The 11,402-nt window shown below is 74.7% G+C and carries 9 protein-coding genes; 5 read left to right on the top strand and 4 right to left on the bottom strand.

Annotated features, from left to right (window positions below):
• From GTW08_RS29520 to GTW08_RS29505, 4 genes are all read right to left on the bottom strand, one after another.
• Positions 1–871, bottom strand: an 871-nt coding sequence (locus GTW08_RS29520) for a VanZ family protein (protein WP_161152834.1), incomplete at its 3' end; no start/stop codon positions are given.
• Positions 872–925: 54 nt separating this feature from the next.
• The gene (gene meaB, locus GTW08_RS29515) at positions 926–1,909 is read right to left on the bottom strand and encodes a methylmalonyl Co-A mutase-associated GTPase MeaB (RefSeq protein ID WP_073574919.1); all 984 of its coding nucleotides are present in this window, start codon (positions 1,907–1,909) and stop codon (positions 926–928) included.
• Positions 1,910–2,015: 106 nt separating this feature from the next.
• Positions 2,016–4,223, bottom strand: coding sequence for a methylmalonyl-CoA mutase (gene scpA, locus GTW08_RS29510; protein ID WP_161152833.1), 2,208 nt, complete (start codon positions 4,221–4,223; stop codon positions 2,016–2,018).
• On the bottom strand, positions 4,220–6,151 hold the full coding sequence (locus GTW08_RS29505; RefSeq protein WP_083658297.1) for a methylmalonyl-CoA mutase family protein: 1,932 nt from the start codon (positions 6,149–6,151) through the stop codon (positions 4,220–4,222). Before GTW08_RS29505 ends, scpA begins: the two co-directional genes overlap by 4 nt.
• Positions 6,152–6,410: 259 nt before the next feature.
• On the opposite strand from GTW08_RS29505, the gene GTW08_RS29500 reads away from it, so the two are divergent.
• The 5 genes from GTW08_RS29500 to GTW08_RS29480 all read left to right on the top strand — a co-directional run.
• Entirely contained in the window at positions 6,411–6,905 is a 495-nt protein-coding gene (locus GTW08_RS29500; RefSeq protein ID WP_073574920.1) for a DUF3237 domain-containing protein, read from the top strand.
• 43 nt (positions 6,906–6,948) lie between these two features.
• Complete coding sequence (locus tag GTW08_RS29495; protein WP_073575345.1) at positions 6,949–7,554, top strand: sulfite oxidase-like oxidoreductase; 606 nt, start codon at positions 6,949–6,951, stop codon at positions 7,552–7,554.
• A 2-nt stretch (positions 7,555–7,556) separates the two neighbouring features.
• A complete protein-coding gene (locus GTW08_RS29490) occupies positions 7,557–8,285 on the top strand; it encodes an FAD-binding oxidoreductase (protein WP_100877794.1) in 729 nt (242 codons plus the stop codon).
• Positions 8,286–8,352: 67 nt separating this feature from the next.
• Positions 8,353–9,282: an alpha/beta hydrolase gene (locus tag GTW08_RS29485; protein ID WP_073574922.1), complete on the top strand. Its 930-nt coding sequence runs from the start codon at positions 8,353–8,355 to the stop codon at positions 9,280–9,282.
• Positions 9,283–9,523: 241 nt separating this feature from the next.
• Positions 9,524–11,402: non-ribosomal peptide synthetase (locus GTW08_RS29480; RefSeq protein WP_161152835.1), on the top strand; the 1,879-nt coding region annotated here is incomplete at its 3' end.

Here is an 11,402-nt window from a genome sequence, read left to right as displayed (position 1 = left end):
GCCGCAGCCGCACCGCCCGCTGGCCGACGGTGCCGCCGCGCCCCACCAGGGGCACCACCAGGAACACCAGCAGCGGCAGCCAGAACCCGAGGACGGTGTTCGCGGTGTCGAACCAGTCGGGCAGTGGCCCGCCGGTGTACCCGGTGAGCGCGGTCCCGGCGAGCAGCAGCGAGCCGAGCAGGGACCCGGTCACCCAGACCGCCGCCAGGTCGCAGAGGGCTCCGAGCAGCCGGCGCCCGGCCGTCACCGGGGCCGGCCGGTCGGGGTCGGCGCCCGCGTCCCACGAGCGGGGCCGCACCAGGGCGGCGGCGAGACCGCCGAGCAACGCGCCCGCGGTGTTAGCGATCAGGTCGTCGACGTCGGCGAGCCGGTAGGCGCACGGGAACAGGAACCAGTTGCCGGTGTACTGGGTGGCCTCGACGAGCAGGGACACCGCGAGCCCGGCGGCCACGGTGACCGGTAGCGAGCGGCGGAACACCCCGCGCAGGAACCAGCCCAGCGGCGCGAACAGCGCCACGTTGAGCACCACCTGCTGCACCGCGGCGTTCGCGAGCCAGGCCCGCACCCCGGTCGAGTCCTGGCGGGCGGCGATCCGGGTGACGTCGCCGACGAAGGCGAACGGCCGGGTCTGCAGCGAGTCCGCCGCGGTGCGCCCGGCGCAGAACGCCGCGTCGACCTGGGGCAGCGGGAGCAGGGTGTAGCCGAGGACCGCCAGCCCGTACACCGGGACGGCGACGAGCACGGCCAGCTCGCCGGGCCCGAAGCGACCGCGGCGGCGGTAGGTCAGCGCGACGGCCGGGACGAGCACGGCGAGCACCAGCGCCGACCCGAGCCCGATCGCGAGCACCCCGGGGATGATCCGGTCGTTCACGGTCGCCGACGTTAGCGATCGTCCGGGGTGCGCCCGGGGACCGAAACGGGTGGTTCAGCCCAGGACGTCGAGGATCTGCTGGGCGGCGAGGGTGGGGGTGAGCCCGCCGTCGCGGACCTCGGCGGTGAGCTTCGGGAGCCGCTCGGCCGTCGCCGGGTCGTGCAGCACCCGGTCCATGAGCCGGTCGCGCACCATCTGCCACATCCACTCGACCTGCTGGTCGGCGCGCCGGGTCGCGAGCTCACCGCCCTTGTCGAGGGCCTCGCGGTGGGCGGTGACCTTCTCCCACACGGTGTCCAGGCCCTTCCCGGTCTGCGCGGAGCAGGACAGCACCGGGGTGCGCCAGTGCGCCGAGGTGGGGGTCATCATGTGCAGCGCGCCGGCGAGCTCGCGGGCCGCGGCGCGGGCGTCGCGCTCGTGCGGGCCGTCGGCCTTGTTCACGGCGACGACGTCGGCGAGCTCCAGGATGCCCTTCTTGATCCCCTGCAGCGCGTCGCCGGTGCGGGCGATGGTGAGGAACAGGAAGGTGTCGACCATCCCGGCGACGGCGGTCTCGGACTGGCCGACCCCGACGGTCTCGACGAGGACGACGTCGAACCCGGCGGCCTCCATGACGACCATCGTCTCCCGGGTGCGGCGGGCGACCCCGCCGAGCGTGCCCGCCGACGGCGACGGCCGCACGAACGCGTGCGGGTCGACGGCCAGGCGCGGCATCCGGGTCTTGTCACCCAGGATGGACCCGCGGGTACGGGTGGACGACGGGTCGACGGCGAGGACCGCCACCCGGTGGCCGCGGGCGGTGAGCGTGGAGCCCATCGCCTCGATGAATGTCGACTTCCCGACCCCGGGTACCCCCGAGATGCCGACCCGCACCGCGTGCCCGGCCTTCGGGGTCAGCTCCAGGAGCAGCTCCTGGGCGGCCCGCTGGTGGTCGGGCCTGCTGGACTCGACCAGGGTGATCGCCCGGGCGAGCAGGGTGCGGTCGCCGGCCAGGACCCCGCGGGCGAGCTCCGCGGGGTCGGGGACGCGAGGGGCCATCGGCGGGACTCTCCTTGCGGGTCGGCACCGCGCCCGGTGCGCGGGTGGGCGCACCGGGCGCGGCGACGGCGGCACGATGACGAGCCACCGTGACGGCGGCGGTGGCTCAGTCGGCGTAGACGCTGCCGGGGGCGGACGTGTCCGGCTCGTCGTGACCGAGCGCGGCGGCCAGCTTGCCGAGCAGGTCGACCGCGGCCTCGGCGATGACCGTGCCGGGCGGGAACACCGCGGCCGCGCCCATCTCCAGCAGCTCCGGCACGTCCGCGGGCGGGATGACCCCGCCGACGACGACCATGATGTCGTCGCGCCCCAGCTCGGCGAGCTCGCGGCGCAGCTCCGGGACCAGCGTGAGGTGCCCGGCGGCCAGCGAGCTGGCGCCGATCACGTGCACGTCGGACTCGGCGGCCTGCTTCGCGACCTCGGCCGGGGTCTGGAACAGCGGCCCGACGTCGACGTCGAAGCCGATGTCGGCGAACGCGGTCGAGATGACCTTCTGGCCGCGGTCGTGGCCGTCCTGGCCCATCTTCGCGACCAGGATGCGGGGTTGGCGGCCCTCGTGGCCGGCGAACTCGGAGACGAGCTCGCGGGCGCGGTCGATCGCCGGGTTCTGCCCGGCCTCGGCGGAGTACACACCGGAGATGATGCGGATCTGTCCGGCGTGGCGCCCGAAGACCTTCTCGAGTGCGTCGGAGATCTCCCCGACCGTGGCCTGGTCGCGGGCCGCGTTCACGGCCAGCTGGAGCAGGTTCTCGTCGTCGGAGCGCGACGAGCCCTCGGCGATCTTCTCCGCGGCGCCGGTGAGCGCGCGCAGAGCCTCGTCGACGGCGCGGTCGTCGCGCTCGGCGCGGAGCCGGGCGAGCTTCTCGAGCTGCTCGCGGCGCACGTTCGCGTTGTCGACCTTGAGCACGTCGATCTGCTCGTCGGCCTCGACGACGTACTTGTTGACGCCGATCACCGGCTGGCGGCCCGAGTCGATCCGGGCCTGGGTGCGGGCCGCGGCCTCCTCGACGCGCATCTTGGGGATGCCGGCGTCGATGGCCTGGGCCATGCCGCCGGCCTTCTCGACCTCGTCGATGTGCGCCCACGCCCGCTTCGCGAGGTCGTAGGTGAGCTTCTCCACGTAGTACGAGCCGCCCCACGGGTCGACGACGTTCGTGGTGCCCGACTCCTGCTGCAGCAGCAGCTGGGTGTTGCGCGCGATCCGCGCGGAGAAGTCCGTCGGCAGTGCGAGGGCCTCGTCGAGGGCGTTGGTGTGCAGCGACTGGGTGTGGCCCTGGGTGGCGGCCATCGCCTCGACACAGGTGCGGACGACGTTGTTGTAGACGTCCTGCGCGGTCAGCGACCAGCCGGAGGTCTGCGAGTGCGTACGCAGGCTCAGCGACTTGGCGTTCTGCGGCTCGAACCGGTTCACGAGCTTGGACCAGAGCAGGCGTGCGGCCCGCATCTTGGCGACCTCCATGAAGAAGTTCATGCCGATCGCCCAGAAGAAGCTCAGCCGCGGGGCGAACTTGTCGATGTCCAGCCCGGCGTCGACACCTGCCCGCAGGTACTCCACGCCGTCGGCGAGGGTGTAGGCGAGCTCCAGGTCGTTGGTCGCCCCCGCCTCCTGGATGTGGTACCCGGAGATGGAGATCGAGTTGAACTTCGGCATCTCGCGGCTGGTGAAGCCGAAGATGTCGGAGATGATCTGCATCGACGGCTGCGGCGGGTAGATGTAGGTGTTGCGGACCATGAACTCCTTCAGAATGTCGTTCTGAATGGTTCCGGTCAGCTTCTCCGGGCTCACGCCCTGTTCCTCGGCGGCGACGATGTAGAGCGCGAGCACCGGGAGCACGGCGCCGTTCATCGTCATCGACACCGACATCTTGTCCAGCGGGATGCCGTCGAAGAGCTGGCGCATGTCGAGGATGGAGTCGATCGCGACCCCGGCCATGCCGACGTCGCCGGCGACGCGCGGGTGGTCGGAGTCGTAGCCGCGGTGGGTGGCCAGGTCGAACGCGATCGACAGGCCCTTCTGCCCGGCGGCGAGGTTGCGCCGGTAGAACGCGTTCGACTCCGCGGCGGTGGAGAACCCGGCGTACTGGCGCACCGTCCACGGCTGGTTGGTGTACATCGTCGGGTACGGCCCGCGCAGGTACGGGGTGATGCCCGGGTAGGTGTGCAGGAAGTCGACGCCGGCGAGGTCGTCGGCGGTGTAGACCGGCTTGACGCCGATCCCCTCCGGCGCCTCCCAGACGTCGGCGGAGCCGGTCCAGGTGGTCGCGGGGGTGGTGTCGCCCAGCAGCGGCACGCCGGTGAAGTCGGGAATGCTCACTTCGAGCCCTCCAGGTGGGTGTACACGTCGTCGAGGACGGCGAGGGCGTCGCAGCCGGCGAACAGGTGGCCGTCGACGCCGGGCACCTCGTCCTTCGGCTTCCCCGCGAGCAGGATGCGCGCGGCACCGGCCTCGCGCAGCGCGGCGGCGGTCTCGGCGGCGCGCTCGTCGTAGACCGTGTCCGAGGAGCAGAGCACCACGACCGGCGTCCCGTCCTTGCCGTAGGCGTCGACGACGTCGGCGGTGGAGTCGGTCGGGCCGGCGTCGACGGTGTCGACGCCGCCGGCGGCCAGCAGGTTGCGGGTGAACCCGGCGCGGGCGGTGTAGACCGCGAGCGGGCCGAGGGTGGCGAGGAAGGCGGTGGGGCGCGTGCCCGTCTCGCCCAGCAGCGCGTCGGAGCGGTCCCGGTGGGCCTCGTAGGCCTCGGCGGGGCGGTAGAGCGGAAGTCCCCCACGCTCGACGGCCGGCGGCAGCGGGGTGCGCTCGACCGGCTTCTCGTTCAGGTCGGGGAACTCCGAGACGCCGGTGAGCGGCGTCCTCCGCTTCGCGACGTCGGCCTCGCGGCGGGCGCGGACCTCGCCGACCCGCTCGGCGACCAGGCCGGAGTCGAGGGCGGCGACGGCGCCGCCCGCGGCCTCGATCTCGACGAAGAACTCCCAGGCCGGCCGGGCGAGGTCGTCGGTGAGGTGCTCGACGTACCAGGAGCCGCCGCCCGGGTCGATGACCCGCGCCAGGTGCGATTCCTCCACGAGCAGGTTCTGGGTGTTGCGGGCGATGCGGCGGGAGAACGGCTCGGCGACGCCGAGGGCGGCGTCGAAGGGCGGCACGGTGACCGCGTCGGCCCCGCCGACTCCCGCGGCGAACCCGGCGACGGTGCCGCGGAGCATGTTGACCCACGGGTCGCGGCGGGTGAACAGCGCCTCGGGGACGGTGGCGTGCTGGGTCTGCGGCACGTCGGTGACGCCGGAGGCCTCCAGCACCCGGGCCCACAGTCGCCGCCCGGCGCGCAGGGCGGCGATCGTCGGGAACTGCTCGGGGGTGGCGGCGTAGCGGAACTCGAGCAGCCGCGCCGCGTCGGCGACGGCGATCCCGGCCGCGTCGAGCGCCCGCAGGTAGGCGACGCCCGCGGCCAGGGACCAGCCCAGCTCCTGGGCGTCGGAGCCGCCCGCCTCGCGGATCACGGTCGCGTCGACGGTGATCGCGGTGACCTTGTCGAAGGTGCCGTGGACGCGGCGGGCGACCTCGACGACCGAGTCGACGTCCGGGCCGGACCCCGCGCGGGCGCGCAGCCCGATCGGGTCCACGCCCAGCGAGCCGAGCAGCTCGGCGTCCTCGACGCCGTTGCGCGCGGCCAGGTCCAGGTAGGCGTGCGCGGCGGCGACCTGCTCGGTCCCGGCGTCCAGGGCGACCCCGGCCAGGTCCAGGTGCACGCCCTCCAGGGCGCGGGCCAGGTCGGCGACGGCGACGCCGCCCTCGCCCACGCGCAGCCACACCGAGGTGACGCCGCACTCCAGGTCGGCCAGCACGGCCTCGCGGACGGCCGCCGGATCGGTGCCGGCGTGGCGCTGGCGGATGTCCCAGCCGTCGGGTACGTGCCCGTCGGTGCGGGCGCCGCGGGTGAACGGCCACGACCCCGGCACGCCGGTGGGCGGCAGGTCGGTGGTGTCCTCGTCGGCGTAGAGCGGCGCGACACGGATGCCGTCGGGTGAGGTGCGGGTCAGGGTCTCGACCCCGGCCCCGAGCTCGGCGTCCTCGCCGATCCGGCCCGACTTGCGCACCACCGCGTCCGCGGCGGCGAGCCACTGGTCACGGGTGACCGGGTCGAAGCCGCCGGCCAGGACCAGCTCCTCCGGCTCCACCGGACCGTCCACGGCAGAGCCCTCCGGACCGGCTGCGCGGTCGACCGCGCTGCGGTCACTGTCCGTCATCCGCTCTGTTCTCCTCACCGGCCCGCGGGGCGGCCTCGTTGCCCGCCGGATGGCGCCGTCGTCGACGCCACCGAAGTGCAGCGGAGTCTAGTGAGCCGGTGCCGCCGGGGGCATGCGCTGTGGCGAGGCGCGCACGGCCTGTGATGCACCCGACTGGCGCAACGGGACCGTCCGGGGGTCTCGCGGCGTACACCCGGCGGTTCCCCGCCGGTAGTCCTCACGGGTAGCCCCGGGCGGCCCCGGACGCCAGTCTGGGGCCGTGTCGACTCCCGGACCCGCACCCGCCGTCCCCGGGCTGACCCCGGTCGCCCGCGTCCACGTCCTGCTCGACCCGCCGCTGGAGGTCGGCCGGACCCCGTTCGGCCGGGAGCGGGAGATCCCCATCGTGGGCGGCACGGTCTCCGGACCCGGCCGCGACGGCGAGGGCCTGCACGGCGAGGTGCTCCGCGGCGGGGCCGACCGCCAGCGGGTGCTCGACGACGGCACCGCCGTGATCGACACCCGCTACACCGTGGCGCTGCGGTCGGGGCACCTGTTGCAGCTGGCCACGGCGGGCTACCGCACCGGTCCGGCCCCGGTCCTCGACGCGCTGCTCGCCGGGGAGCCCGTCGACCCGGCCCGCTACTACTTCCGGGTCGTCGTCGACGCCCGGACCGCCGACCCGGACCTGGCCTGGCTCAACACCGCGGTGCTCGTCGGCTCCGCGGTCCGCACCGCCGACGCGGTCGCCTACGACGCCTACCTCGTGACCTGAGACGGGTGGGAACAACCGGGGGTGGGGGTGCATTGTGATCGGCATGCCCCCCGTGACCCGAGGATTCGTCAGGCGCAGGCCGCGGGACCGGCGGCTGCCACCCGGCCAGTACGACGCCGGTGACCAGTGGCCGGTGCTGACCGCCGAGCGCGCCCCCACCCTGGACACCGCCCGCTGGACCTTCCGCATCGACGGCCTCGTCGAGCGCCCGGTCGAGTGGACCTGGGACGAGATCCGCGCCCTGCCCCGCGAACGCTGGGACGGCGACATCCACTGCGTCACCACCTGGTCGAAGTTCGGGATGCGCTGGAGCGGGGTCGCGGTCGACACGCTGCTGGAGACCGCGGGGCCGCTGCCGGAGGCACGGTTCGCCGTCGCGCACTCGCACTCGGGATACACCACCAACATGCCACTGTCCGACCTCACCGGCGGCCGGGCGTGGCTGGCGTTCGAGGCGCAGGGTGCGCCGCTGACCCGCGAGCACGGCGGCCCGGCGCGGCTGCTCGTGCCGCACCTGTACTTCTGGAAGAGCGCGAAGTGGGTCGCCGGTCTGCGCCTGACCGCCGAGGACGAGCCCGGTTTCTGGGAGCGCAACGGCTACCACGACCGCGGCGACCCGTGGTCCGAGCAGCGCTTCCAGGGCGACTGACCGTGGACACCACCCCGGCCACCACCCCTCGCCGGACCCTGCGCTGGCAGACCGCGACCGTGCTGTCGGTGCACGACGAGGCCCCGGGGGTGCGGACGTTCCGGCTCGGCCTGGCCGAGCCCGCCACGCACCTGCCGGGCCAGTACTACGTGCTGCGCCTGACCGCCGAGGACGGCTACACCGCACAGCGCAGCTACTCGGTGGCCTCCGCTCCCGACGGGCGGCCGGAGATCGCGCTGACCGTCGAACGTCTCGACGACGGTGAGGTGTCGGAGTTCCTGCACGACGTCGTCGTCGTCGGGGACGTGCTGGAGGTCCGCGGCCCGGTCGGCGGCTGGTTCGCCTGGGACGGGGTCTCCCCCGCGCTGCTGGTCGGCGGTGGCTCCGGCCAGGTCCCGCTGGCCGCGATGCTGCGCCACGCCCGCGCCACCGGCCGTCCCGACCTGGTCCGGATGCTGGTCTCGGTCCGCACCCCCGACGACCTGTTCTACGGCGAGGAGCTCACCGGGCCCCCGGTCACCACGGTGTTCACCCGGACCGCCCCACCCGGCGCGGTCCGCCCGGCGGGCCGGCTCACCCTCGACGACCTGGCCCCGCTCGTCCGCGGCGGGGAGACCGCGTTCGTGTGCGGCTCCCCCGCCTTCGCCGCCGCCGCGGCCGATCTGCTCGCCGCCGCCGGGGTCCCCGACCACGCGATCCGGATCGAGCAGTTCGGCCCGACCGGGGCCTGACCCTGCGGCCCGCCGCGGGGGTGCGGCAGGATGACGCCGCCCCGCCCGCGCACCGCAGGAGCCGACGATGACCGTCACCCCCGCCGAGACGTCGTTCCCGAGCGGCGGGCTGCGCTGTGCGGCCTGGCACCTCGCCCCGGTCGGCGACGCGCTCGCGAACGACCGCGGCCGCCCCTGCGTGGTCATGGCGCACGGCTTCGGCGCCACCCGCGACTCCGGGCTGCTGCCCTTCGCGCAGCGTTTCGCCGCTGCGGGCTGCGCGGTGCTCGTGTTCGACTACCGCGGGTTCGGCGCCTCGGACGGCACCGGCGATCCCCGCCTGGACCAGGACGTCCACCACGGCAGGCACCGCGCCGACTACCACGCCGCGATCGCGCACGCCCACACGCTGCCCGGCGTCGACCCCGAGCGGATCGTGCTGTGGGGCAGCTCGTACTCCGGCGGGCACGTCGTCCCGGTCGCCGCCCGCGACGGCCGGGTCGCCGCGGTGATCTCCCAGGGTGCGGCGATGGACGGGACCGCCGCGCTGCTGGAGATCCTGCGCTACGCCGGACCCGGGCAGCTGGCCCGCCTCACCGGGCACGGGCTGCGCGACGCCGCCGCCGGGCTGCTCGGACGCCCGCCGCACCGGATCGCGGTGTTCGGACCGCCCGGGTCGACCGCGGCGATCACCTCGCACGACGCCGAGAGCGGCTACTCCTCGATCACCGGGCCCGGGTTCCGCAACACCATGCGGGCCCGGGGCGCGCTGCGGATCCCGCTGAACCGCCCGGTGACGGCGGCGGCGCGACTGCGGGCGCCGATCCTCGTCGTCGTCGCGGCGCGGGACTCGATCGCGCCACCCGCGTCGGTGCGCGCGGTGGCCGCGCGGGCCGGGGCGGGCTCGGAGGTGCTGGAGCTGCCGTGCGGGCACTTCGACATCTACCTCGGCGCGATGTTCGAGCGGTCCGTGACCGCACAGGTGGACTTCCTCCGCCGCACGCTCGCCGTCGCCTGACTGAGCCGGACGGAGGACCCGGAGGCCCCGGCTGGGGCAGCACCACCTGTGAGCGGCCACACTCCGTAAAACTGAGCACCTATCGCTTACTCGCTCGCCGTAACAGGCCCCCTCCCCCGTGGCGATGTCACGGGGGACCACGGCGGCCTCACCGGTCCGTACCCCTGAACCCACAGGGTGCTCCCCCGCTGGACCGGAGGAAGCGTTCCGTCGCCGTGTAGGGAGATGACGGCACGTGACGATGTCCCCGCCCCGCGCGGGGGTCGCCGTGGCGCGCCCGGCCCCGGCCGGTGCGCCCGCGCGACACCCGGACCGCCTGTACCGGTTCTTCGAGGCCACGGTCGCCCGGACACCACGGGCGGTCGCGCTGCAGGACGGCGGCCTGGAGCTGACCTACGCCGAGCTGGACGCGCGCGCGAACCAGCTCGCCCGCCACCTGGCCGGGCTCGGCGCGGGCCCGGGCCGGCGCGTCGGGATCCTGCTGCACCGGACCTGGCGGACCTACGCGGTGCTGCTGGCGATCGGCAAGACCGGCGCCGCATTCGTCCCGATCGACCCGGCCGCCCCGGCGGACCGGGTCGGCTACATCCGCGACGACGCCGGGCTGGACCTGCTGGTCACCACCTCGGACCTGGCGGGCGAGCTGCCCACGCCCGGGCTGGTGCTGCTCGACACCTGCGTCGACGCCGTCGCCGCGCTCCCCCGTCACCCGCTCGCCCCGGTCGCCCCCGACCCGGACCCGGCGCCGCTGGCCTACATCATCTACACCTCGGGCTCCAGCGGGCGACCCAAGGGCGTCGCGATCGCCCACCCGAGCATCTGCAACTTCGTGCACGTCATCACCCGCGTCTACGACGTCCGCCCGCACGACCGCGTCTACCAGGGCATGACGATCTCCTTCGACTTCTCGATCGAGGAGATCTGGCCGACCTTCGCGGCCGGGGCGACGCTCGTCGTCGGGCCGACGGACTCGCGCCGGATCGGCGCGGAGCTGGGCGACTTCCTCGCCGGCACCGGCGTCACCGTGCTGTGCTGCGTGCCGACCCTGCTGGCGACGATCCCGCGGGAGCTGCCCGCGCTGCGCACCCTGCTCGTCGGCGGCGAGGCCTGCCCGGCCGGCCTGGTGGAGCGCTGGGCGCGCCCCGGGCGGCGGATGCTCAACACCTACGGCCCCACCGAGACCACCGTGACCTGCACCTGGGGCGAGCTGCACCCGGGGAAGCCGGTCACGATCGGGCGCCCGGTGCCGACCTACTCCGCGGTGATCCTCGACGACACCCTGCGCGAGGTCCCCCGCGGCGAGGTCGGCGAGCTCTGCATCGGCGGCCCCGGGGTCGGCATCGGCTACGTCAACCTGCCGGAGAAGACCGCGGACCGGTTCGTCCGCCACCCCGCGGCGCCGGCTGACGGCGACGGGCGGCTCTACCGCACCGGTGACCTCGCCCGGTTCGACGAGCACGGAGAGATCGTCTACCTGGGCCGTGCCGACGACGAGGTCAAGATCCGCGGGCACCGCGTCGACCTGGGCGAGATCGAGACCGTCGCCCTGGAGCACGCCGACGTGGAGAGCGCCGTGGCCGCGGTCGCGAGGACCGACGACGGCACGGGCGAGGAGCTCACCGTCTACGTCGTCCCGGCCGCCGGGCCGGGCGGGCCGGTGGACCGGGCGGCGCTGCACGAGCTGCTGCGGACCCGGCTGCCCGAGTACATGGTGCCGGGCTACCTCGAGGTGCTCGACGCGCTGCCGATGATGCCCAGCGGCAAGGTCGACCGGCCGAAGCTGCCGGCCCCGTCCGGGCCGCGGATCGTGGTGACCCACGGCCCGCACGTCGAGCCGTCGACGGAGCTGGAGACCGGGGTCCGGGCGGTGCTCGCCGAGGTGCTGGCGCTCGACGCCGGCCAGGTCTCGGTCACCGCCGACTTCTTCGACGAGCTCGGCGGGCACTCGCTGCTCGCCGCGCGGCTGGTGACCCTGCTGCGCGAGCGCGGCGTCGGCCGCTCCCCCGCGGTGCGCGACCTGTACGAGCACCCGACGGTCCGCGGCCTGGCCGCGGCACTGGACCCCGACGCGGCGGGCGACGGCGGCGACGGCTCCGTGCCCCCGCCACCGCGCCCGGAGC

Origin of the sequence: Pseudonocardia sp. SID8383, assembly GCF_009864975.1 — a bacterium.
Taxonomy (GTDB): domain Bacteria; phylum Actinomycetota; class Actinomycetes; order Mycobacteriales; family Pseudonocardiaceae; genus Pseudonocardia; species Pseudonocardia alni.
Note: the sequence above shows the minus strand (reverse complement) of the source record. Positions and strands in the feature narration are given on the sequence as shown.